Source organism: Tenuifilum thalassicum, from assembly GCF_013265555.1.
In the GTDB taxonomy this organism is placed as follows: Bacteria; Bacteroidota; Bacteroidia; order Bacteroidales; family Tenuifilaceae; genus Tenuifilum; species Tenuifilum thalassicum.
Genome location: NZ_CP041345.1, coordinates 2,794,796 through 2,818,168 on the forward strand (window position 1 = coordinate 2,794,796; position 23,373 = coordinate 2,818,168).

21 protein-coding genes and 1 pseudogene are annotated in these 23,373 nt (G+C 38.8%); 11 read left to right on the forward strand and 11 right to left on the reverse strand.

The window, feature by feature from the left end; translation table 11 throughout:
* Positions 1-14: 14 nt before the first annotated feature.
* From FHG85_RS11615 to FHG85_RS11660, 10 genes and pseudogenes are all read right to left on the reverse strand, one after another.
* Entirely contained in the window at positions 15-5,522 is a 5,508-nt protein-coding gene (locus FHG85_RS11615; protein WP_173076070.1) for an alpha-2-macroglobulin family protein, read from the reverse strand.
* A 29-nt stretch (positions 5,523-5,551) separates the two neighbouring features.
* Positions 5,552-6,682: an AmmeMemoRadiSam system protein B gene (gene amrB / locus FHG85_RS11620; protein ID WP_220429210.1), complete on the reverse strand. Its 1,131-nt coding sequence runs from the start codon at positions 6,680-6,682 to the stop codon at positions 5,552-5,554.
* 109 nt (positions 6,683-6,791) lie between these two features.
* Entirely contained in the window at positions 6,792-8,825 is a 2,034-nt protein-coding gene (gene metG / locus FHG85_RS11625) for a methionine--tRNA ligase (RefSeq protein WP_173076074.1), read from the reverse strand.
* A gap of 872 nt (positions 8,826-9,697) precedes the next feature.
* Positions 9,698-10,339, reverse strand: coding sequence for a hypothetical protein (locus FHG85_RS11630; RefSeq protein ID WP_173076076.1), 642 nt, complete (start codon positions 10,337-10,339; stop codon positions 9,698-9,700).
* 11 nt (positions 10,340-10,350) lie between these two features.
* Positions 10,351-10,560: pseudogene (locus FHG85_RS11635) on the reverse strand (M23 family metallopeptidase); the annotation flags it as partial.
* A gap of 213 nt (positions 10,561-10,773) precedes the next feature.
* Positions 10,774-11,046, reverse strand: a complete 273-nt coding sequence (locus tag FHG85_RS11640) for a transposase (RefSeq protein WP_173076078.1) — start codon at positions 11,044-11,046, stop codon at positions 10,774-10,776.
* 72 nt (positions 11,047-11,118) lie between these two features.
* Positions 11,119-11,589: a hypothetical protein gene (locus tag FHG85_RS11645; RefSeq protein WP_173076080.1), complete on the reverse strand. Its 471-nt coding sequence runs from the start codon at positions 11,587-11,589 to the stop codon at positions 11,119-11,121.
* Positions 11,586-12,503, reverse strand: coding sequence for a hypothetical protein (locus FHG85_RS11650; RefSeq protein ID WP_173076082.1), 918 nt, complete (start codon positions 12,501-12,503; stop codon positions 11,586-11,588). The genes FHG85_RS11645 and FHG85_RS11650 overlap by 4 nt, the downstream gene beginning before the upstream one ends.
* Before the next feature lie 727 nt (positions 12,504-13,230).
* Positions 13,231-13,599 (reverse strand): hypothetical protein, encoded by a 369-nt coding sequence (locus tag FHG85_RS11655; protein ID WP_173076084.1) that lies wholly within the window; start codon positions 13,597-13,599, stop codon positions 13,231-13,233.
* A 195-nt stretch (positions 13,600-13,794) separates the two neighbouring features.
* Positions 13,795-15,114 (reverse strand): M23 family metallopeptidase, encoded by a 1,320-nt coding sequence (locus tag FHG85_RS11660; RefSeq protein WP_173076086.1) that lies wholly within the window; start codon positions 15,112-15,114, stop codon positions 13,795-13,797.
* Positions 15,115-15,730: 616 nt separating this feature from the next.
* On the opposite strand from FHG85_RS11660, the gene FHG85_RS11665 reads away from it, so the two are divergent.
* The 10 genes from FHG85_RS11665 to FHG85_RS11710 all read left to right on the forward strand — a co-directional run bounded on the left by FHG85_RS11665 (position 15,731) and on the right by FHG85_RS11710 (position 21,798).
* On the forward strand, positions 15,731-16,549 hold the full coding sequence (locus FHG85_RS11665) for a 2,3,4,5-tetrahydropyridine-2,6-dicarboxylate N-succinyltransferase (protein WP_220429211.1): 819 nt from the start codon (positions 15,731-15,733) through the stop codon (positions 16,547-16,549).
* Between the two features lie 105 nt (positions 16,550-16,654).
* Complete coding sequence (locus tag FHG85_RS11670) at positions 16,655-17,500, forward strand: transketolase (RefSeq protein WP_173076088.1); 846 nt, start codon at positions 16,655-16,657, stop codon at positions 17,498-17,500.
* Between the two features lie 23 nt (positions 17,501-17,523).
* Positions 17,524-17,925 (forward strand): methylglyoxal synthase, encoded by a 402-nt coding sequence (locus FHG85_RS11675; RefSeq protein WP_173076090.1) that lies wholly within the window; start codon positions 17,524-17,526, stop codon positions 17,923-17,925.
* Positions 17,926-18,006: 81 nt separating this feature from the next.
* Positions 18,007-18,957 carry a transketolase family protein gene (locus FHG85_RS11680; protein WP_173076092.1) on the forward strand — a complete coding sequence of 317 codons (951 nt, stop codon included), beginning with the start codon at positions 18,007-18,009 and terminating at the stop codon, positions 18,955-18,957.
* Between the two features lie 5 nt (positions 18,958-18,962).
* Entirely contained in the window at positions 18,963-19,511 is a 549-nt protein-coding gene (locus FHG85_RS11685) for an RNA polymerase sigma factor (protein WP_173076094.1), read from the forward strand.
* 73 nt (positions 19,512-19,584) lie between these two features.
* Complete coding sequence (locus FHG85_RS11690; protein ID WP_173076096.1) at positions 19,585-20,010, forward strand: hypothetical protein; 426 nt, start codon at positions 19,585-19,587, stop codon at positions 20,008-20,010.
* The gene (locus tag FHG85_RS11695) at positions 20,007-20,447 is read left to right on the forward strand and encodes a hypothetical protein (protein ID WP_173076098.1); all 441 of its coding nucleotides are present in this window, start codon (positions 20,007-20,009) and stop codon (positions 20,445-20,447) included. The genes FHG85_RS11690 and FHG85_RS11695 overlap by 4 nt, the downstream gene beginning before the upstream one ends.
* Positions 20,448-20,516: 69 nt before the next feature.
* The gene (locus tag FHG85_RS11700; protein WP_173076100.1) at positions 20,517-20,927 is read left to right on the forward strand and encodes a DUF1987 domain-containing protein; all 411 of its coding nucleotides are present in this window, start codon (positions 20,517-20,519) and stop codon (positions 20,925-20,927) included.
* A gap of 86 nt (positions 20,928-21,013) precedes the next feature.
* Positions 21,014-21,445: a SufE family protein gene (locus tag FHG85_RS11705; protein WP_173076102.1), complete on the forward strand. Its 432-nt coding sequence runs from the start codon at positions 21,014-21,016 to the stop codon at positions 21,443-21,445.
* Positions 21,446-21,483: 38 nt separating this feature from the next.
* Positions 21,484-21,798, forward strand: a complete 315-nt coding sequence (locus FHG85_RS11710; protein WP_173076104.1) for an SUF system Fe-S cluster assembly protein — start codon at positions 21,484-21,486, stop codon at positions 21,796-21,798.
* 77 nt (positions 21,799-21,875) lie between these two features.
* On the opposite strand, the gene FHG85_RS11715 is transcribed toward FHG85_RS11710, so the two are convergent.
* The gene (locus FHG85_RS11715; RefSeq protein ID WP_173076106.1) at positions 21,876-22,373 is read right to left on the reverse strand and encodes a DUF4252 domain-containing protein; all 498 of its coding nucleotides are present in this window, start codon (positions 22,371-22,373) and stop codon (positions 21,876-21,878) included.
* Between the two features lie 111 nt (positions 22,374-22,484).
* On the opposite strand from FHG85_RS11715, the gene FHG85_RS11720 reads away from it, so the two are divergent.
* Positions 22,485-23,369 (forward strand): DMT family transporter, encoded by an 885-nt coding sequence (locus tag FHG85_RS11720; protein ID WP_173076108.1) that lies wholly within the window; start codon positions 22,485-22,487, stop codon positions 23,367-23,369.
* Positions 23,370-23,373: the final 4 nt, after the last annotated feature.

Genomic DNA, 23,373 nt, shown 5'->3' on the forward strand with positions numbered 1-23,373 from the left:
AGGCAAATGTTTAACTATTCCACTTTAACCCAGCCTCCTTTTTGCTGTGCTGCTATTGAGTTGTCGTACATCGCTTCGCAGTATGGTCCTGGCATATAGAACTTTCCAGCATAAGTTGCTGTAAGTTTAATGGTAAACTTTTTAGTTTCATTTGGTCTTAAACCAAAGTAGGTGATAACCCGATCGTCACGAATATCTTGATAATCAAATTTGTTTGACGACATATCATCAGTTCCTTCAAGTCGGGTATTTTGTATTTCCCATCCCGATGGGAAGATTTGAGTTAATGCCAACCCCTTAATCTCTCCTTTGGTGCCAGGATTCGATATGGAAACTTCGCAGATAAAATCCGTTCCTTTTTTCAACTGTTCAGGATTAAGCAATATCCCCCCATTGTCTTTGTAGACAACCTTCATTGTAATATTGCTTTCAAAGGCTTTCTCCTCGCCAAGCGGAGGTATTCCTGAAAGAGCAATGTTTACAAATACTGGTTTGGATGAACGGTTTTCGTAGGTAAATGTGTTGCTTCCATCCTTTATGCTTAATTCGTTCCTAGCAATTGGTTTACTAGTAGATAGCTTTTCGGTTTCGCCATTTATTGTGTAACGTACGTTCACCTTGCCATCCTCCTTATAGTTTAGCGACATTTTTGAAAGGGCAAGAAGAGAAGTTGCAGTTTCTTGGGTGCTAAGCCATCTGTTTCCAGAAAGGCTTTTACTTATCTCTTTTGCCAAACGGAAACCGTTAGTTTCGTCGTTGAGTAGAATTAAGGTTTCAAGAGTAATGGCTTTATCGCGTAAATCTGAACCATACGTATAGCTTAGCTCTCTATAGGGATCAAATTTTATTGGAGTGTTTTGAATAATCGATTTTGCTGTTTCTGCCTGTCCAATAAGGGCGTATGCTGCAGCTAGTCGCATCTTAGCAGCCAAACCAAGACTCTGTTCTTTGAGCTTATTCATTGCACCAATTTCGGGTGATTGTGCTAAAGCCAGAGTGTAAAGCCTATAGGCCTGAACCAAATCAGAATTCCTGTAGCTGTTCGATGTGTGCCTATATTCTCTAGCTGCACCTCGTTGGTATGCTAGCCAGTTACTTAAAATTGATTGAGGGATGTTAAAACCAGCCTCCTGTGCTTCAACTAGGAAATGGCCAACGTAGCTGGTACTCCAATCGTCGCTGTAATTATATGATGGCCAGTACCGGAAACTTCCAACAGTATTCTGTAGTTTTGATAGTTTGGCAATGGCCTCGTTTACATAGTAGTTTATATCACCCTTTTGGCCGGATGTAAGTTCTATTAGCTTGTCGAGGTAAATCTGTGGGAATACAGCCGAAGTTGTTTGCTCAACGCACCCATGAGGGTACCGAATAAGCTCATCGAGCCTTCGTTTTAGGTTAAGAGGGGGGAGGATAGAGGCTTCAATTGTCGCAGAATTGCTGCCAGGTATGCCAAATGTGTTAAATGAACCAGAAACTTTTGAATTTGCTGGAACTATTGTGTCAATGCTACGTGTTACTTCAGAAATAGGATTGCGTATGTTGATGTCAATTGTTTGGTATGCTTTAGCTCCATTACCAGTAGCTTCAATGGTTATTTTAGCATTTCCTGTGTTTCCGCCAACTCTAAGGTTAAAATAAACCATCTTTTCCCCTTCCTTTCTAAAACTTAAGGGCTTTTGTGCTTCCCCTACTATGCTAATATTTGGTGTTGTTTTTACTTTAACTAAAACATCTTTCACCTTATTGGACATGGTGAAGATATTTACAGGTAAGCTAATCTCTTCTTGAGGTCCTAAAACCCTTGGAAGAGTGGCCATAACCATTAAGTCGTTTCGAACAGGGCAGGCTTTTTCTGCATTACCATATGCTCCATTATTGGCAGCAACTACCATGGCTCTTACGCTCCCGATATAATTGCCAAGGTTGACTGAAATCTTCTTGCGATCTTTCTTTCCCAAGGAGAATGGTCCAAAATATCGTACCACTGGTTTAAACCGTTGGTTTTTCTCGCCCTCCTGAACTTTTACATCTTCGTCACCTCCAATTGAGATGTTTCTTTCAAGTTTGCCACCAAAGGCTCCAATAACATAGTCGTAAATATCCCAAGTTCTTACTCCTAATGCTTCTTGAGCATAGAATATAGAGTGCGGGTCGGGAGTTTTGAATCGATTGATATCAAGTAGACCTTCGTCTACAATTGCTAGGGTGAAATTCATTGGCTTACCATTCTTCTCGCTTACACTGACAGTGAAGGTTTGATTGGTTTTGAGCTCATCGGGCATGTCGATGATAGGTTGAAGAATAGTTTGCGGGTCGGTAACTGCTACTCGGGTAATACCAAACATGCGGATAGGCAGGTCGTTGGATTTGTTTTTGTGGGGTTGAATCAGGGTTACATGAATAAAAGCATTTGGAGCCATTTCGGGTGTTGTTTCAACCTCTACAACATTATTTGCTTTTGAAGCATCGGCCCACCATGCTTTAATTACTCTGGAGCCATTTTCAACACTAATTAGAGCCCTAGATCCTTCTGAACCTGGAAATGTAAGCTGTACTTTGTCGCCAACATTGCACTCGTCCTTATTAATGGCTAATGCTAGGATAGAAGCCCCACCTGGACGGTCGGCTTGAGTTTTGCTATATCCCCAGGGCCAATCGAAGTATACAATTTTACCACAGCTAACACCAGTTTCCTTGTCAGTGATTTTCAGGTAAAAGCGTCCCCATTCTGGATAATTGATTCGTAGCGGAAAGGTTGCTTTACCGTTTTTTGTAGCAATTTCTTTTCTGCTAACAAGTTTTTCATAGTTTCTACTAACGTAGCTCGCATCGCTATTATCGAGCTGTTCCCACCACCAGCGCCACGAAAGTTTAAAAAGTTCTACAACAAGGTTATTACAATTTACTGGTTTGCCATTAGCATCGATTGTAACAACTTTAAACTCCTGGTCAGAATCGGTTTCGAGCCAACCCATGCCAGGTTTGGGCTTAGGTGCCAATACACCAACGAATCTATTGTAAGGGTAAAAGGTTCTAGAAAATAGGTCGATGCTATAATCACCTCCCTGTTCAAAAACGCGTCCCTTGAACAGTACATTAATTGCAGCAGGCATATTCCTTTGCTTGGTAATTTTGCCAGTAACGGTTGAGTTCCCATTTGCATCAAGCATACCTTCCCAGAGCGTATAGCTGTTTGATTCAAACTGAATGCCAGGATCGTTGAAGGTGTACTGGCTATACTTTGGGAATGTAGCGTTTCCTTTTTTGAGTGTAACTTCGTACTTGGCTTTCAGATTACCGGCAGGTGCCCCGTGTAACCATTTTACATTTATTGGTGCACTTATTACTCCTGATTGTGGTATATTATCAATGTCAAGATTTATTTTAAGCCTATTGGGCTTAATGGTTTCTATTTTAAGCGTTTTGTTGAAAATTGCGCCTCCCACTTTTACTCTTGCCATCCAATTGCCAGTAGGGGCTTGCTCGTCGGTTGGGACAGGGAAGTAAAACATTCCCATTGGGTTATTGGGTTTCACAATCTTTTTGACCATTGTTCCTCTGGGATCGCGAAGTTCAAAAATGATCGGATGGTTTTCTGGTATAGTCTTCTCTTTATCTTCAAGTATAAACGACAAGTGAAGCGTATCGCCAGGGCGCCATACACCACGTTCTCCGTAAATCATTCCTTTAAGCCCCCTTTGAACCTCAAAACCACCAACATCAAAGTTGCTTAAAGAGTTTGATGAGCCATTATCAACCCTTAAATAACCCTTTTGATTCCCATCGATAGCTGTTACCAAATATGGAGTGCGCGAAAGAGAGAATTCGGCAAACCCATCGGAGTTAGTTTTATCTTCAGCTAATAGCTGATTTTGGTAATCGGTAATTCTGATAGTAACATCTGACCTTGGCTTAGCTGAGGGTAAGTCGGTGACAACTACAAGCATTTTCCCATTGTTTCCCATTTTTGCAAGAACACCTAAATCGGACGACATGATGATTTGGTTTATCATCCTAGAACTCATGTAGTAGGCTGGATTGCAAGGATTGTCGCGTTCTCGCCAGTCGTAGTCCTCATCATAATAGTAATCATCATAATCATCATAAACTTCATCCGATGAACTCATGTCATCTACTTCACTTTTATCACTTTCGCATGGGTTCAGCAGCTGATGTTTATTAAATGTTATTTTTATTTGATATAGAGCCCCTGGATCGGCCTCAAAAAAATTACTAAGGTCTAGTGTATAGCGGGTCCATTTATTGGGCACAACTACTCCGTACTCAAGTAATGATATGTTTTTTCTAAAAACGCTGTAGCCAACCCTTCGTAGCTCATAAGTCTCACCTAACCGATTTACTTGTAAGTAGTATGGAATATTGTTCTCGAATATTTTAATTACCTCAACGGTTACCGCTTTTAAGTTAACAGCCTCAAAGGGATAGACTAATCCCTGTGATGTGGGAAGGATAGTCCCTTTACTTACCGACCGTAACGAAGGTTTAATGTCTTCAAAAATGAACTTCTGAGTGTAATCGTCTTCGAGCTTTTTACCCTCAAAGTTTTTGATGCCTTTATGTACATTAACTTCGCCAACCTCTTGAGTTTCTTGTGGGAGGTATACGCGTAGCAAATTCCTATCAAGTTCAAACCGAAGGTTAGTATAACCATCTATTTCAACCAGACCCTCAAAATCTTGATTTTCATCTAAAAGATCGGAGAATAAAATTTGAATGGATTGATTTGGCGATTGTGTAACCTTTGTATTGATAACCGAGAACTCATCTATTGCAGGTACGTCGAATTTAAAACTTCCACTATTGCTTCCGTTAATTTCTTCTGAATTCCAGGTAACGTCAACAATACTTTTTTTGTTAGTTCTTTTTATACCTTTAATACTGATGTTGTAAGTTTTCAAATCAGTTTGTTCGAGTTCAATGTCGAGCATTTGTCCATTATGGCTTGCCTTGAAGCATTTTTTAATACTCTCAACATTTGCATAGTCGGCAAGTTGAACAACCCCTTCAAGGGCATATGTTTTTGGCTCATCGGCACTTTGGACAATTAGACCGACAAAATCGACTGCTATAGATTGAGGAATAACACGAATGGAAAAGTCCAGGTTCTCAAATCTTTTATCGTCCACATCAGTTACCTTGCCAAGGTAAAACCTAATAGTGTATATTTCGCCTGATTTTAAAGGCTTGTCGGGTTTAAACTCAATTGTAAGTGAGTCGACCCAGAATGCTTTCCCATCGACACTTGGTGAGATATTAAACACCTTTGTTTTTATCTCATCGCCTACGCTTGTGAACGATGATGCAGGCTTTGCTAACCTTATCGCTATGGTTGAATTTGCCGATACCATTCCAGAAGTGTAGGCCGAAACGTATTGGCTAAAGGTTGGATCAACTACTGTAATTATCTCTTTTGACTTTTTTTTGCATGAGGTGACTAATGCAATTCCTACTAAGGATATCACAATAAGTCTAAGGAAAGGACTTCTTTTGTTTTTCATGATCGATATAATTTTAATTTTGTTTTCATTTAATGATAAACTACCGCTGCATATCCCACCCAGTGCCTTAAGTTGGCTGGTGCTGTATGCCCCATTCCTAGGTCCTCGACTGGGATTTGTGTTTTTTCAATGCTAGTAGAATACCCAACAGGCAATCCAACAAGGTCTTGACCGTTTTGGAGTTTATTCAGATTTAATGCGGTGAGTAGAGCAAATGGAATGGAGTATCGCCCACACCAAGTCCACTTATACTCCATATAGTTAGATGAATCTACTGTGTAGCCATAGAAGTTTCGCACCATTTCGGGTGATAAGTTCCCTACTAGGGTAGTATTTAGAATCTCCAGTTCCAGAGTTTTGGCTTTTTTATAGCCTGCCGAATCGGATCCAAAGGGGGCATAGTTCTTACCGCCCCAATCCATATCGCCATAATGAACGGCATCTGTTGTTACGACAATAGCCACATCGGAACCCCAACTTAATCCTTCCTTCTTAAAAGTTACATATAACGCCTTAGCCAATTTTTCTGCAAGGACCTCAATTCTCTCCTTGCTCATGTAAGGGACAAGTATAGGTACGATTTCAATATCACGATTCTGTTTCTGTAAAAATGGTAACATCGATTCAATGGAATGCTCTACAATGTGCATGCTATCATGCTTTATTGCATCATCTTGAGGTAAGAGTTTGTAAATCTGATTTCTAAGCTTGGAAATCTTAATGTTTCCAAAGGGCCCTTTCCATGAATCAAAACTTTCGAAAACTAGTTTATCTTGTAATCCATATCGCTTTGCCTTATGTGCTACACCAAAAAGAATAACCGTTTTGGCCGTTATGTTCCGAAGAGTTGCGGGATAAAGCCATCCCACATAAGTATGGTCGTCGTGGGGGCATATTGCCAACCGGCTTTCTTTTATGTTTGGAGCGCTTTCAAGAAAATAACCTTGAATTCTACTAATTCGATTTAGAATGGAATCTACCTGATAGTCTTTTGTTGCAAAACCAATTGTATCAACTGGAAATCGAACTTGTTCATGTTCCTTTGTCTTTCCACAGGATAGCAACAAAAGTGGTAGTGCTAAAAAGAGTGTAGCATTTACTTTCATGGCTAATTTGTATGTTAATAAAAGTAAATTTACATTTTTTTGTCTTATTCCCATAGCTTAGAGATATTTAATTCTATAAATGATTGTATAAAAAAACAACCCCATGACAAACAAGTGCCATGGGGTTATAAACTAAGTAGTTGTCAAATTATTCTCAGAAAGTTTATTTTACAGTTGAACCGTTTGAAACCATTCCTAAAGGAGATACAAGCTGTAACTTACCATCAATATCCTCAGCCATTAGTATCATACCCTTTGATTCTATACCCCTAATCTTTCTAGGTTCTAAATTGGCAAGTACAACAACCTGTTTTCCAATAAGGTTTTCTGGTTCAAAGAATTCTGCAATTCCCGAAACTATTACTCGGGTATCAAGTCCAGTGTCGATTTTAAGTTTAAGAAGTTTTTGTGTTTTAGGAACGCGTTCTGCTTCAAGGACTTTGGCTACGCGGATATCCATCTTGGAGAACTCATCGTAGGTTACCAAATCTTTGGGTGGGGCTACCTTAGCATTTGCCTTTTCATTTTCTTCTTTCACCTTCCTTAATTTGTTGAGCTGCTTTTCTATAACGTCATCCTCAATTTTTTCAAAAAGCAATTCTGGCTCATTTAGCTGATGTCCTGGTTGAAGGAGATTGTCGGTTCCTGCTTCGGCCCAACTTTTGCTAGAATAGTTAATCATATTCCTTATCTTCTCGGAAGTAAAGGGGAGGAACGGTTCAAGAAGGATGCCCAAATTGGCAGTAATCTGCATCGATACGTTAAGGATTGTAGCAACCTTATCGGGGTTAGTCTTAAATACCTTCCATGGTTCTGTGTCGGCCAGGTACTTGTTACCAAGGCGGGCGAGACTCATAGCTTCTTTCAACGCCTCGCGAAAGCGAAACTCATCGAGGCTTTTCTCGATAGATTGTTTGATTTTTGGAATTTCAGCAAGCGTTTCCCTGTCGTATTCGTCAATCTCTTTAATTGCTGGAACTTTAGAGTCAAAGTACTTCTTAGTTAAAACCATGGCTCTGTTCACAAAATTACCAAGGATGGCAACTAGCTCGCTATTATTCCTGGTTTGAAAGTCTTTCCACGTAAAATCGTTATCCTTGGTTTCGGGCATGTTTGCAGTAAGTACGTAACGTAATACATCCTGTTTCCCTGGAAATTCTTCGAGATACTCATGTAGCCAAACCGCCCAGTTTCGCGATGTTGAAATCTTATCGCCTTCAAGGTTGAGAAACTCATTAGCAGGGACATTGTCTGGTAGAATGTAGCTTCCCTCAGCCTTAAGCATGGCAGGGAAAATAATACAATGGAAAACTATATTGTCCTTACCGATGAAGTGGATTAAACGTGTTTCGGGGTCTTTCCAATATTTTTCCCAATCGGGAGTTAACTCTTTTGTAGCAGATATGTATCCGATTGGTGCATCGAACCATACATAAAGTACTTTGCCTTCAGCCCCCTCTACTGGCACAGGAACCCCCCAGTCTAAGTCGCGGCTCACTGCTCTAGGTTGTAATCCCTGGTCGAACCAGCTCTTACACTGCCCGTAAACATTCGATTTCCACTCTTTATGGTCTGTTAAAATCCATTTTTCCAAATCTGGCTGGAACTTATCGAGAGGGAGGAACCAGTGTTTTGTCGATTTTAGTACTGGTTTTGAACCGCTAAGCATCGATTTTGGGTCCTTGAGGTCGGTAGGGTTAAGACTTGTTCCACACTTTTCGCACTGGTCGCCATAAGCCTTCTCATTGCCGCAGTGAGGGCATGTTCCCATGATGTACCTGTCGGCAAGAAATTGGCCAACCTCTTCGTCGTAGTACTGCTCGGTGGTTTTCTCAATGAAAACACCTTTGTCGTAAAGCTTTCTGAAAAATTCGCTTGCCGTTTCGTAGTGCACCTTTGATGTGGTACGGGAGTATATATCAAAAGCAATTCCGAACTTCTCAAACGATTCTTTTATAATAGCATTATACTTATCAACTATTGCCTGAGGAGTAGTATTCTCCTGGCGAGCTTTAATGGTAATGGGAACCCCATGCTCATCGGAGCCACAAACCGAAATCACATCAACCCCTTTAGCCCTAAGGTAACGGGTAAAAATATCGGATGGAATATAAACACCTGCAAGATGTCCAATATGAACCGGGCCGTTGGCATATGGCAATGCAGATGTTATCATGTAACGTTTAAACGACTTCATTTTACAGTATGATTAGCAAGAATAAAGATTTACAATTAGATAAATTTTATGCAAATCTAACAGATTTTTACGTAACATCCTGATAGGATAAGATTTTTTAGCGGAAAGAACTTGGGGAAATGATGACGAATGTTTTGGAGGAATGAGAGGAAATTAATTGAAGTTAGAGGAAGTTAAATGAAGTTAGAGGAATGACTCGGAATGACTCGGAAATATTCGGAAGGATTCGGAAGATTTGAGACCGTGTTTAGTTTTTAGATTTTGGAGTTTCGATTTTTTTTGACCTCACCCCCTGCCCCTCTCCTGAAAAGGAGAGGGGAGTTAAGCCTCCCCTCTCAGGGGAGGTTTGGAGGGGTCCTTGGAAGGAAGAAGGATTCGGAATGACTCGGAAATATTCGGAAGTATCGGAATTTCATGTGGCAATTCTTAAATCTTGGATCTGAATTCTTGAATCTTGAATCTTGAATCCGTCAATGCCGGACAAGTCTGAAATCCGTCAATGCCGGACAAGTCTTGAATCTTGAATCCGTCTTCGCCGGACAAGTCTGAAATCTTGAATTAATGTCATGCTGAACCTGCCGAAGCCACGTTTGTTTCCCTTCTTTTGCCTTGATGCAAAAGAAGCAAAAGATCAAGGCTGAAAAGCCTGTTCCGATGGGTGCCCCGTGGTCGTGCCGGCCGCGCGGCGCAACTCGCCATGCCTGCGGCATGCCTCAAACAGCGCCGCTTACTTTACCCCTCGCAACGCCCCGCCCACGACCCATTGGCGGAACAGGCTTTTATGCCGTTTTTTTGTGCGGTGGTATACTCACGGATTACAAACAACCGAAGGGATCTCACCGAGGGTTATTCCGCGCGAGCGGGTGGTGAAACTATCTAATACTATAAGTTTTTTGTTCCAATAAATAAAATAGAGTATCTGTTTTTAGCACTCCATCTTCGCCTGATTGGCAGCCCAGACAATAAGGGATAACGATATAACCTTTTTCTATCCTAATTTCTTCTTTTTTAGCGAAAGGATTCCAGGAGGGATATGAAAAGTAAAATTGTGAAGTATAAATATCACTAATGGTGTTTTTAGAAAAATCCCACCTGTAGATTTTGATCAGATATACCGGCCCCTCACCCTCTACAAACTTAACAACTATGTCCTTACTCCCCTTTTCAGCTTCAAACGTATAAACGTCTATGGGGTAATACGAAGCATCTTCGCCATAATTGAGTTCAATTATGGTTTTTATCAAGTTGGTATCTGATGAAAGCTGCAAAAAGTGCAAGCTCATGTCCGAACCAAGGCATGAAATATATGTTTTATCTTCATGCTTTAATGAAATCAACTTTTTACATGTTATTTTTTCATGGATGTTTTTACTTTTTGATCCGGGAATAATTCTCGTTGTTGAGAATAACTTCTTGCCATTATACATATAATCCCTATAGATTATGTGTGTATTCTGAGCTAGCAAGCTATTCAAACAACACACTAAGCATAACATGACTACTAACTGTTTCATAATACATTAATTTAGTTTTTAGCTTTTAAAATATTGATGTAGTGCTCTGGATTTTTTCTATCTGCAAAACCATCTGGCCACCATTTTTCGAAAACCTCAAAATGCAAATGTATTTCATTAGGCCTACTTAACAAAAATTCTGCGCCTGTTACACCTACCGCTCCAATACAATCCCCTTTTTTAACATTTTGATTAATTTTTACATGTATTTTACTTAAATGTGCGTATTGGTTTAACCCCGAATATTTTTGTCATTATTATTAAAAAGGTTTAGGACACACTCGTCATCCTGATTAATCAAAGATAACCCACGTTCCGAATTTGTCAACAAAGCAAGCGATGGTAAGCTGTTTGACTCCTCAAAGGCATCATCGCCCTTGACAAATTCTCCATTTTGGGCTTTTGGTGGCTTAACAGGATGACAAGGGAACGTCTCATGCCAATATTCTACCGGGGATCGCCTGCCGGGATATTATTTTTCGCAACCTCTCATTCTCCCTTTCAAGGGCCCTGATTTTAGGGTCAACCCTATGATACTGGGGTGCTAGACCATCGGGTCCCTGCTGGTCGAACTTGCTCTTCCAGCTGTAGAACAAGCTCCTTGAAATCTGAAATTTACGACAGGTGACATCTACTCCTTGATTCTCGCCTTCTCGCAGAATCTGAAGTTTTTCTTCCAGCGTGAATTTTCTTCTTCCTCTTTTCATAATATTACAAGTTTATTATACTAAATTTTTTATCCAAAATTTGTCCAGTAAACTAGGGGGCTAGAATATATATTAGTCTTCAGTAGTATCATACTCACCCTTAGAGTTAAAATAAGTATTAATAAAAATCGGATTTATTTTACATCCATGAATGCTTTTATAAAACTTATTTTCTTTAAACAAGAAAAATATTGATGTTGATTTTAGCTGTAAAATCTCATCATACTTTATAGTATCAATTCCATTAGAATACTTTAGAACAGACATAAATTCAAAATCATCGGAGTCAACTTTCTGTAAATAACTAACTGACTTATAACAAAAAAAAGATTCAAATTCATCTTTTGTTAATCCTTGATGGAATGCAAAAGCATCTATCAACTCAATATAAAATAAAAGTTTTTCGTAACATGCGCTCTCGATGTTAGAAAGCTTCTCATTTCTTATTAGTTGCTCTTGATTAAAAATATCCACCCAAATCAAAACGCTTATAATAAGTATTATGATGGATGATATTAATAAAGTTAGGTTTGTCTTTTTCATTTATACGCTTCTTTGATTAAAAACTTAAAAAAAGCAAAGTCCCAGTTTAATAATGCAATATCCATTTCCGCATATGATGGAGATTGTTTTTTTAATGCAAATGCACTTTTAATTGCTTCTTTTAAGGCATACAATCCATTTACTGTAAACTCTTTGTTTTTAATGATAATATCAAATATTTTAGTTATTTCTGGGTTTAATTCTGCTGTATTCCCTTTCCTAACCGTAACTATTCCGTAGGTATCAAAATATGGAGTATTGACATTAACAAATTTTGAAGATTTATCTATTGTCATTAAATAATAAGCAAAGGCTTTCGCTAATTCCACCTCTGTCTCTGTTTGTGTGTGAAATTTTAAATCATTAATAAATCCTCCATTTTCTTCTAAATACAAAAAATGTGAGGCATGAAAAAATTCTTCAAATATTGTAGATGCACTCTTAAAACCATCTCCTTTTACTTTACCTCCAGTTAATTCATAGTTTTTCGATGAAAACAGTACTATCTTATGCGGATTATCTTCATCTCCTGGTTTATATTCTATAAGTCCCCAGAACGCCTCTTTTTTTTCTGCCCTAAGAAAATAACCATTAGAATAAGGATGGTGTTTCTTTAATTCGGCTAAATTATTAAGGTTAGCTTTAAATGAGCTTATAGCAATATGTTTCTCAGATTTATCTAATTGACCATACAACACATTAAAAAGAGATAGTTGTTTTAAATCCTTTATAATAGCGTTATATTTTTTTAAATCATCACTGTCGAACATAATTGACAAATCAATTATCGCCCCTTCCTCTTCATCCTGCGCCCAGGCAAACAAAATCGTCTGCGGGTCATGTATCAAATCCCATTGAGTTTTGATAAGAGTGGTATACTTGTCGGCAAGAGCGGGTGTGGTTGTATAGTCCATAAGGTTACCGGTTGTTCCTTGGGGTAAAGTTACAAAATTTTTCTCACTGAAGGTGTGGCGGATCTGGTGGAAGAATATGAGGAAGTTAGAGGAAGTTAGAGGAATTTAAAAGAATGATACGGAATAATTCGGAAACATTCGGAATGTATCGGAAGATCATATGACAATTCTTAAATCCGTCAACGCAGGACAAATCTTGAATCCGTCAACGCCGGACAAGCTCTTGAACCTTGAATCCGTCTTAGCCGGACAAGTCTTAAATCTTGAATTAATGTCATGCCGAGCCTGCCGAAGCCACGTTTGTTTTTCCCTTCTTTTGCCTTGATGCAAAAGAAGCAAAAGATCAAGGCTGAAAAGCCTGTCCCGATGGGTGCCCCGTGGGCGTGCCGGCAACGCGGCGCAACTCGCCATGCCTTTGGCATGGATCAAACAGCGCCGCTTCCTTTGCCCTACGCAACGCCCCGCCCACGACCCATTGGCGGAACAGGCCTTTATGCCGTTTTTTTTGTGCTGTGGTGGGATGCGCATGAATTACAAAATACGTGTTAGCGAGCGGAAGAGCGCGTGCGTCCAAATAAAATGCGCGCGAACAAGTAGAAACTCAGGCGCAGTCCCGCTTTGCGGAATAAACTCTGCTGCTGATAGTCCGACGGCTGTGCAACCGCCGCCGCAGACGGTTCGTTTATTGCCTTTTACAGCCTTGGCTAAACTGGGAATGACAAAATGGCTAATCTAAATCTCCATCACTCCTAAAATCAATTAATATTGAAATTACTTTGTTGTTTTTTATTTCAAATTTTAACCCTTGGCAGTAATAAAAGGGAACTTCTATCTCTTTAGTTTCTATTATCAGTGGTACACTAATATATATGGAATTTTTTATTTTTGTTTTACTAGTTTTAATGTAATCATTGTATCTATTATAGATTTCTGGCAAAAGAGATGAAAATTCTTCAAATTTTAAGCCTACATTAAATCGTCTGTCTTTTAATTTTACAGTGTGTTTGGGAGACTTTATTTCGATGTAGTTTGTAAAAATGCTTTTATAATTTTGATTCGAAGTACAATAAATAAAAATAGAATCCTTTTCAAACACTAAATCTCTTAGATAAACTTCATTATCTTCGTAGTAATAAATAGAATCTTTTACCTTTTCGTGTTAAATAAAATATTATAATTATTGTAAGGATCTCCCATTCTTACATTATCAATATAAACATCAGTCATTTTGTAATTGACTTGTGAATATAAATTGAAAGTTGATGTGAAAAGAATGGATATAACTATAACTCTAAAAAATCTTGTTCCCATAGTTATCAAATTTAGTTGTAAAATAATTAATAGGATTTACACGGTTAAACCTTGATATTTTCCCTTTATATATGGTTATGTGGAGATGGTACTGCCAAGGAGAAATTTTTGAAGCGATATTACCTGAGTTGCCAGAATATCCAATAATAGCACCTGCTTCTATTAATTTCCCTTCTAAATCTTTCTTATAAGAAGAAAGATGACCATAGCAAACAAATATTTCTTGATTTGTAAAACTTAAATTATGACACTCTTTTGACGATGCTATAATTACATAATAGCCAAGAGTTTGCGAATAACCGCTATGATAAATTCCTTTAAAAATTGAAAATACTGGAGTTCCAATATCTGCTGCTAAATCTATACCATCATGTACTTTATTTTTCCCAGAAATATGTGGGAAATTTTTAATATTCTCTTCCCATATGTCGCAGTTTTGTTTTTCCTTATTATTAGTATATCTAACACAGCCATATGTTCCTCCTATCCTATTATTTGGATTATTAGGGTCGGTTCCTTGAATCTCCATATTGACCAATGGATCACCTGGTAGTGGCTTTTCTCTATGTTGTTCATCCTCTTTTACGATTCCTAGCCCCTTCAGCCAAAGTGTTTTGGTTATTTCTATAAGGACTTTACCGAGTTTTTCTACCTGAATCACCAGTGATGGTTCGGGGTTGTTATCCTCATAGAAGGCTAAAACCAGATATTTTATATAAGTTTCTTCTATTCTTAAATGTTTTCTATTTTCTTCTTTCTCTAAATCAGAGATTTCAGCAACCTGTACTTTTTTTAAATTACTAATCGTACTCTTTTCGCTGTAAATTGCAACAGGGTATTCTACCCCGTCAATTTTGTACTTACCAACATATATTCCTTTTGTCGCTAAGTTCAAGGTGTCAATTTTTTTACCTCCACTTGCTTCCTTTATTTTAAGAATTATCCTCTCAACCACTTCATCGGATGAGGCGGTTCGAACTTTCCACTGATTTACCCATTCCTTATACTCCTTCTCACTATAGTTTAAATCTACATATTTAACTTCTGAGTTTCTTGCTTTAGCCTTATCAACCTTATCGATATAGGTATGATTGGTGCTATTGTTATTAGAAAACATATGGTTAAATAGTCTGGTGTGCTTTTCATCCAGTATAATCCATGAACCATCAAAAAAACTAGCCCCCTCCTCCATACCATCGAAGATCCCGGTGGTGGACTGGGGGTTGTGGATGAGGTCCCATTGTGTTTTGACTAGGGCGGTGTACCTGTCGGCTAGCGCCGGTGTGGTTGGGTAGTCCATAAGGTTGCCAGTTGTTCCTTGGGGTAAATATACAAAATTTTTATCACTGAAGGTGTGGCGGATCTGGTGGAAAATATGAGGAAGTTAGAGGAAGTTAAATGAAGTTAGAGGAATTTAAGAGAATGACACGGAATGATACGGAATGACACGGAAATATTCGGAATGATTCGGAAGAACCGTGTTTAGTTTTTGGTGTTTCGAAAATTAATAGTCCTGTGTACCTACCTTTAGATCCTTCGCTTCGCTCTGGATGACATGCCAAGCCTTAGAAGGTGTTGAGTGAAATGCAATTGTTTTATTCATATCTACATTTTTATGTAGACATTATTTAGGACGGGTCAACAACTAACTATTAACTATTAACGCTTAACGGTTAACACCTTTACCCGTCTTCGCCGGACTGAACCTTAAACCATGTGATTCTCTTTCTGTAGTCTATATGAATCCTCCTTCACTGTTTAAGATGTTAACCTTTAAATTTTTGGCTTAGAAAAATCTACTATACTAACACTTAAATTGATTTTACCAACTTGATATTCTGATACATAAATACACCAACAACATATTTTATCATTTTAAAGCTACAATTTGTTACTTTTGCATTAAAATTTTAATCATGATGAATAATATACAAGCATTAATAGAGAAGGCCTGGGACAATAAGGAACTACTTAAGGAACCAGAATACATACAGAGCGTTGAACATGTAATAGACCAGCTCGACAAAGGGCAACTTCGGGTTGCTGAGCCTACAAGTGAAGGATGGAAAGTGAATGAATGGGTGAAGAAAGCCGTGCTTATGTACTTTCCAATTCGTAAGATGGAAGTCCAAGAGGCAGGGATATTTGAGTTTCACGACAAAATTCCTCTAAAACGCAACTACAAGGATATTGAGGTTCGAGTTGTGCCCCATGCAGTGGCCCGATATGGAAGCTATTTGGCAAAGGGAGTTGTAATGATGCCTTCGTACGTTAATATAGGTGCGTACGTTGACGAGGGAACCATGGTAGACACATGGGCAACAGTTGGTTCTTGCGCTCAGATAGGTAAAGGGGTTCATCTTAGCGGAGGAGTTGGTATTGGGGGGGTGCTGGAGCCCGTTCAGGCTGCACCTGTAATCATTGAAGATGGCTGTTTTATTGGTTCGCGTTGTATCATAGTTGAGGGCGTGCATATTGGTCGAGAAGCAGTTCTTGGAGCTAATGTTGTGATTACTCAATCAACTAAAATAATAGATGTATCTGGAAATGAACCTTTAGAATATAAAGGTTATGTACCCGAACGTTCGGTTGTTATTCCAGGTTCATACACCAAAAAGTTCCCCGCTGGTGAGTATCAAGTATCTTGTGCATTAATAATTGGTAAGAGAAAGAAATCAACCAATTTAAAAACATCCCTAAACAATGCACTTCGCGATTTCGGGGTAAGCGTTTAACAAAACTTAAACCTGTTTTTCTTTAGTTTTGCGCTAATACCTTAAAACACAAAATAATTGTTTTACCTTTGCAAGTTAATTCACTTAATAAAAAATTATTAATTAATGGCCGATATTGAATTTCTGAAGAAGATGGCGACTCAAGTTCGCCGTGACGTGATAAGAATGGTTCATAAGCCATCGAGTGGGCACCCTGGTGGTGCATTGGGTTGTGCCGATTTTTTTACTGCACTATACTTTGAGGTGCTCAACATCAACCCCAACAACTTCACCATGGATGGTATAGGTGAAGATATTTTCTTTCTATCTAACGGACATCTCTCTGCAGTTTGGTATAGCGTATTAGCCCGTAAGGGTTATTTCGACAAGTCGGAGCTTTCAACTTTTAGGCTAATAAATTCTCGCCTGCAGGGACACCCAACTACCGCAGAGCACCTCCCTGGCATACGTATTGCTTCGGGTTCTCTTGGACAAGGGCTTTCTGCAGCTTGTGGCGCTGCATTGGCCAAAAAACTAAATGGCGATAAAAATTTAGTTTACACCCTCCATGGCGATGGTGAACTTCAGGAAGGTCAAATCTGGGAGGCTGCCCTATTTGCAGCAGCAAAAAAAATCGATAACCTAATTGCTACTATCGATTATAATGGCAAGCAGATTGACGGTCCCGTTGATGAGGTGGTTACCCTTGGCGACCTGAAAGCAAAGTGGCTATCGTTTGGATGGGAAGTTCTGGAAACAAACGGGAATGATATGGAACAGCTCCTATCTACTTTTGAGATAGCAAAAAGTAAAACAGGCAAAGGGAAACCCATCGTTATACTTATGCGTACAGAAATGGGAATGGGAGTGGATTTCATGATGGGCACCCATAAATGGCACGGAAAAGCCCCTAACGATGAGGAGTTTGGACGTGCTATGGCGCAACTACCCGAAACCATTGGCGATTTTTAGTATCAAAATAAAACTAGACAGCTATGCAAAACATTGCCCTAATTGCACATGATGCCAAAAAGCCTGAACTTGCCAGGTTTTTAAAGGAGCATCAAGATTGGCTTCCCGGGGTTAACCTGTTAGCCACTGGAAGAACCGCCGAATTCCTTGAAGAGCAGGGCATTAAATGCCGTCACCTTAGCCCAGGAAAATCAGGAGGTTATAACGAAATTACTGAGATGATTCAAAAGGGCGAGGTTGACATTGTAATCTTTCTTCGCGACCATAAGGTGGTACAACCACACCACGAGGATATTCGTCGATTGCTAGAAGCTTGCAATGTAAATAACATACCCCTTGCTACCAATAAGGCTACTGCCGAACTGGTAATTCTTGGTCTTATTCGCAAGGAAGCCATTGAACGCATGAAGCGAAATATCGATTAATTTTTTTTCCATAGTGTTTTTATGCTACCTACCAAATATTGTTAGGTACAATGAATTTGTTAACATAATTAGGAACTAATAATGAAATATACTTCAACAGGAAACAAGGATACACGTTCAGGATTTGGTGCGGGCTTACACGAGCTAGGACGAACAAACCCAAATGTTGTTGCGCTTTGTGCCGATTTAGTGGGTTCTCTTAAAATGGGAGATTTTATTAAAGAAAACCCCGACCGTTTTATTCAAACAGGAATAGCCGAAGCAAATATGATAGGGCTTGCAGCTGGATTAACTATTGGTGGAAAGATCCCGTTTGCAGGTACATTTGCTGCTTTTGCAACTGGTAGGGTTTACGATCAGATTCGCCAAAGTGTAGCCTATTCTAATAAAAACGTTAAGATTTGCGCTTCGCATGCCGGTTTAACACTCGGCGAGGATGGTGCCACACACCAAATGCTGGAAGACATTGGCATGATGAAAATGCTGCCCAACATGACAGTTATTGTTCCTTGCGATTATAACCAAACCAAGGCAGCAACTCTAGCCATTGCAGAGCATGTGGGTCCTGTATACCTTCGATTTGGTCGCCCAGCTGTTCCAAACTTTACCGACCCAAATCAAAAGTTTGAAATTGGTAAAGCCCAACATCTTATTGAGGGAAATCAGGTAAGCATATTTGCTACTGGACATATGGTTTGGAAGGCACTTGAAGCTGCCGACATTCTTGAACAAAAAGGCATTTCGGCTGAGGTTATTAACATTCATACCATTAAACCACTAGACGAAGAAGCAATTCTTAAATCAGTTTCAAAAACTGGTTGTGTAGTTACCGCTGAGGAACACATGATGAACGGTGGCCTTGGTGACTCAGTAGCTCAACTTCTAGCCAGGAAAAGCCCAGCACCAATTGAATTTGTTGCCGTAAACGATGTTTTTGGCGAAAGCGGGAAGCCCGACGAGCTGATGAAAAAGTATGGTCTAGATACACCAAATATTGTTGAAGCAGCACTAAAGGTTATTTCTCGCAAGTAAGCCAAATGAACAAACAATCCGACAATGAGTTACTCGTAATGTTTCGTAATAACGATACGAAACATTACGCTTTTAACTTGTTGGTTCGGAAATATCAAGAGCGTCTATATTGGCATGTTAGAAAAATTGTGATTAGCCACGACGACGCCGACGATGTTATTCAAAACACCTTTATAAAGGTTTGGAACGCCTTAGAAAGCTTTCGCGAGGACTCGCAGCTATACACCTGGTTATACCGAATTGCTACAAACGAGGCTTTAACCTTTCTGAAAAAGAAACGCACTAAGTTTTTATTACCCCTTGTTGATGTTGAGCAAACCCTATCACGGACCCTAGAAAGCGATCCATTTTTTGATGGCGATGAAACTCAACTCAAACTTCAAAAAGCAATTCTAAAACTACCAGAAAAGCAACGAATAGTCTTCAACATGAAGTATTTTGAGGAGATGAAATACGAAGAGATTTCCGAAATTTTAGGCACCTCAATTGGCGCATTAAAGGCATCGTACCATCATGCTGTAAAAAAAATTGAGAAATTTTTAGAAGAGGATTAAACCTCTATCTAAACATAGTATCATATGTTTAGATAGAAAAACATCGACACATTGCAGAGGGAGGAATAAAACGATGAAAGGACAAAAGAATTTTGACAAAAAACTACCCTTTAGGGTTCCAGAAGGGTACTTCGATACCTTACCCCAAAGGGTACAGGATCGTGTTTCTGCAACAGAAAGCAATGAAACTACTAGGGGTTGGGTTGCAATACGCTCTCAGCTAGCGTTTGCTGCAGGTTTCCTATTCATGGCAGTATTAGGTTATTGGGGCTACTACATGTCTCGACCATTAGCTAGTTCTAAAGCCATAAAAACTGACTATGTGGAAATAGTTAGCCGAACCATATATGAATTTGATGACATGGATCTCTATCAGGCAATTCAACATAAAAAGAAAGCCGATAGCTTGAAGGAAACTATGAAAGCTCACCAACGTTTCTTTATTCGAAGCAGTAACTGCATCTCAATTATTGACGAGAAAAAAGAGGTTAAACCATGAGGCACCTGCCTAAAATATTATTAATTCTCATCATCTCTCAGTTAAGTCTTAAGGCTTTTTCGCAGGATAATACCGCCAAAGCACTTAAGAATGAGAAAGTTGCATTCCTAACCAAGAAGTTGCAACTCACCAAAGAGGAGGCAAAAAAGTTTTGGCCAATTTATGATGAGTATTGGGACAAAAAGAACAAAATTCTAAGCAATCGTAAGAGATTAGCCGAAGAGTTTATTAAAAATGTTGACAATCTTACAGAGAGCCAAACAATTGAGTACACCAATAGGTATGTTAAATCAATAAAAGCAGAATCGGACCTAATATCGGAGTATAACAAGAAGTTACTCCAAATTCTTCCTCCCAAAAAGGTTATGCTGTTATACCAATCGAACTATGAGTTCAAGAATTATTTGTTAAAAAAGATGCAGGAGACAAAAAAGTAAGGCTTAACTAATAATTTTCTTTAACTTTTTTTTACATTTGTCAGGTTAATTGTTAAAGTGTTTTAGTCGATGGCAAATGAGGAGAGTATTTCTGAATTAATTGATTTGTGCATTCCTGCAACAACAGAAACCCCTGAAATTAAATGTGAAAAAGCAACAGGTAGAATAACACTCGTTGGAAATCTAATTCCAAGCGATCCCCAATCTTTTTTTTCACCCCTTTTACGTTGGATTAAGTACTATATTGAAAGCGCATCACCAAGTAAGCTAAATGTTGAACTCTATTTAACTTTTGTTAATGGGAGTTCAGAGCGTCATCTTATTAAACTTTTTAAAACATTAGAAGAATATCAGCAACAGAAAGGGCTTTCAATCAATATAATATGCCACTACGAAAGCGAAGACCCTGATATGCGCGAATGGGGCAAGGAGCTAAGCCTAGCAATTCATCTCCCAGTAGAGTTAGCTGAAATAAACTAGAAGCAAGTATCTCTTTGGCAAGTGGCTAATTCCAAAATCTTTATCATCATTTCATATTTCTAGCTATTTTTGTAAAAAAATAGGCTATGACAATAAATGAGAAGCAAGACAGTATAGTTGAAGAATTCAGCATATTCGACGATTGGATGGATCGCTACCAACAACTTATTGAATATGGTAAGGAACTCCCCCCGATTGCTGAACAAAAGAAAACTCAACAATACCTTATTCAAGGCTGCCAAAGCAAGGTATGGCTCGATGCCGAGCTACGCGATGGCAAAATATACTTTACTGCCGATAGCGATGCCATAATTACAAAAGGGATAGTTTCACTGCTAATTAAGGTTCTTTCTGGTCACACTCCCGATGAAATATTAAACACTGAACTTTACTTTATTGATAAAATTGGACTTAAGGAAAACCTCTCGCCTACCCGTAGTAATGGCTTGGTGGCAATGATAAAACAGATGAAGGCGTATGCCCTAGCTTTTAAGGCCAAAAACGATGGGAATAGCTAAACTTCTGATAACTTTATTTGTTTATCAATAAAAACACTATGCGCGACGAACTTGAAATACAAACCGACATCGTTAAAACCTTAAAAAACATACATGACCCAGAAATACCTGTGAATATTTATGATCTGGGCTTGATTTATGAGGTTGATGTTGATGACAACAGAAAGGTAACTATTACCATGACCTTAACCGCTCCAAATTGTCCGCTTGCCGATCAGGTTGTTGAAGAGGTTGAGCAAAAGATTTCTAAGATTGATGGTGTTTCAGGCGTAGAAGTAAAACTCACCTTTGACCCACCCTGGGATAAAAGCAGGATGAGCGATGAAGCTATGTTGGAGTTAGGATTTCTATAACTTAGGTTTAGTCTTTAACCATAAATTAAACGCCGCAATTAAAAGTACTTGCGGCGTTTCTTCTTTTATAGGTTTTTCTATTTGTTCTCAAGTTTACGTAAGATGCTAAGGTGACTGTCCCCAGAATTGCCCATTCTTATTATTTCGTCCCTTGTAAACTTACCCAAGATCGACATAAAAAGCTCTTCTTCAGGGCTTTGAGCATAGATAATTAAATCGCCATAAAGATCGTGCTCTAATTTAGCGAGGAATGTAACCTTGGAGCCATCATCGTCCTGAACCTCCATAAACTGCTTATAGCCATATTTTTCCTTGCAGGTTTCAATCTCCTTCTTCAAAACGCTGCCAGGTTGTTCGCTTACTAGAATGAGAAGCCCTTTAAGTTTAGTCGTAAGTTCATGGCTATCACCATTATCATCAAATGATGCGGCAAGGCTAAATAGTTCGGGTCCAATTTTAACAACGGTAAACCCTTTCTCACCTGAGTACTTATCCACTATTTTTTCGGCTATGCTTTGGGAAAACCCTTGAATACCGAATACGGAAAGGAATAAAAATAGAAATACATTCTTCATAACTCTAATTTTTTAACATCATTATAAAAGACTACAAATTTCACTTTTCTGCTGCACAACAAGCAATGTTTATTTACAAAGAGCTATTTTTGGTGTGATTATCTTTGGATTATGAAAAACGATACGAGAGCCTATTTCTTAGCATCATTTGTTGTTTTGTTTTGGGGAACATCGGCTACTGCATTTAAAATTGGCCTTCAATATATGTCTCCTGCTCATCTCCTTTTTTGGTCGTCGCTATTTGCATCAACCATTCTTTTTATCGTTTTAGCTTTCCAGAAAAAGTTAAAGCTACTTAAGTTTAAGAATGGTAAAGAGTTCGGCTTGTCAGTGGCAGAAGCAACTCTTAATCCGTTCTTATACTACCTAGTCCTTTTTGAGGCGTATAACCTTCTGCCAGCTCAAGTAGCGCAACCACTAAACTATATTTGGCCAATCGTTTTAGTGATTCTTGCAGCACTCTTTTTTAAGCACTCCTTACATTATACCGACATTATAGCCCTTATAGCCAGCTTAATCGGGGTTGCATTTATATCGTCGCAGGGTAATATTAACATCTTTGCAAAATCAAATCCTGTAGGTGTTTTGTTGGCAATTAGTAGCTCGATTGTTTGGGCTAGCTTTTGGATAATAAACATGTACGATAAAAACCGGGATGAGGAAGTGAAACTCTGCATTAGTTTTGCTTTTGCAACCATTTTTATGCTTTTATATATAATTCTTTCATCAAAAAACATCACTTTTAACCTTAAGGGGATTTCTGCTGCATTATACATTGGAGCATTCGAAATGGGTGTTACCTTTTTGCTATGGCTCAAAGCACTAAACTCAACATCAAATACTGCCCGATTGGGTAATTTTTCTTACCTTGTTCCTTTTGTTTCCCTTGTATTTGTAAGTTTGATTCTGCATGAAAAGATTGTTTGGACTACCTTTATAGGGTTACTAATTATTATTGGAGCAATTATATTTCAGCGGATTTCTAAAAAAAATTAAAGTA

Excerpts from the sequence above, each read along its gene's own strand:
- FHG85_RS11615 (WP_173076070.1), bottom strand. The coding sequence starts at position 5,522 with ATGAAAAACAAAAGAAGTCCTTTCCTTAGACTTATTGTGATATCCTTA.
- amrB (WP_220429210.1), bottom strand. The coding sequence starts at position 6,682 with ATGGGAATAAGACAAAAAAATGTAAATTTACTTTTATTAACATACAAA.
- metG (WP_173076074.1), bottom strand. The coding sequence starts at position 8,825 with ATGAAGTCGTTTAAACGTTACATGATAACATCTGCATTGCCATATGCC.
- FHG85_RS11630 (WP_173076076.1), bottom strand. The coding sequence starts at position 10,339 with ATGAAACAGTTAGTAGTCATGTTATGCTTAGTGTGTTGTTTGAATAGC.
- FHG85_RS11640 (WP_173076078.1), bottom strand. The coding sequence starts at position 11,046 with ATGAAAAGAGGAAGAAGAAAATTCACGCTGGAAGAAAAACTTCAGATT.
- FHG85_RS11645 (WP_173076080.1), bottom strand. The coding sequence starts at position 11,589 with ATGAAAAAGACAAACCTAACTTTATTAATATCATCCATCATAATACTT.
- FHG85_RS11650 (WP_173076082.1), bottom strand. The coding sequence starts at position 12,503 with ATGGACTATACAACCACACCCGCTCTTGCCGACAAGTATACCACTCTT.
- FHG85_RS11660 (WP_173076086.1), bottom strand. The coding sequence starts at position 15,114 with ATGGACTACCCAACCACACCGGCGCTAGCCGACAGGTACACCGCCCTA.
- FHG85_RS11665 (WP_220429211.1), top strand. The coding sequence starts at position 15,731 with ATGATGAATAATATACAAGCATTAATAGAGAAGGCCTGGGACAATAAG.
- FHG85_RS11670 (WP_173076088.1), top strand. The coding sequence starts at position 16,655 with ATGGCCGATATTGAATTTCTGAAGAAGATGGCGACTCAAGTTCGCCGT.
- FHG85_RS11675 (WP_173076090.1), top strand. The coding sequence starts at position 17,524 with ATGCAAAACATTGCCCTAATTGCACATGATGCCAAAAAGCCTGAACTT.
- FHG85_RS11680 (WP_173076092.1), top strand. The coding sequence starts at position 18,007 with ATGAAATATACTTCAACAGGAAACAAGGATACACGTTCAGGATTTGGT.
- FHG85_RS11685 (WP_173076094.1), top strand. The coding sequence starts at position 18,963 with ATGAACAAACAATCCGACAATGAGTTACTCGTAATGTTTCGTAATAAC.
- FHG85_RS11690 (WP_173076096.1), top strand. The coding sequence starts at position 19,585 with ATGAAAGGACAAAAGAATTTTGACAAAAAACTACCCTTTAGGGTTCCA.
- FHG85_RS11695 (WP_173076098.1), top strand. The coding sequence starts at position 20,007 with ATGAGGCACCTGCCTAAAATATTATTAATTCTCATCATCTCTCAGTTA.
- FHG85_RS11700 (WP_173076100.1), top strand. The coding sequence starts at position 20,517 with ATGGCAAATGAGGAGAGTATTTCTGAATTAATTGATTTGTGCATTCCT.
- FHG85_RS11705 (WP_173076102.1), top strand. The coding sequence starts at position 21,014 with ATGACAATAAATGAGAAGCAAGACAGTATAGTTGAAGAATTCAGCATA.
- FHG85_RS11710 (WP_173076104.1), top strand. The coding sequence starts at position 21,484 with ATGCGCGACGAACTTGAAATACAAACCGACATCGTTAAAACCTTAAAA.
- FHG85_RS11715 (WP_173076106.1), bottom strand. The coding sequence starts at position 22,373 with ATGAAGAATGTATTTCTATTTTTATTCCTTTCCGTATTCGGTATTCAA.
- FHG85_RS11720 (WP_173076108.1), top strand. The coding sequence starts at position 22,485 with ATGAAAAACGATACGAGAGCCTATTTCTTAGCATCATTTGTTGTTTTG.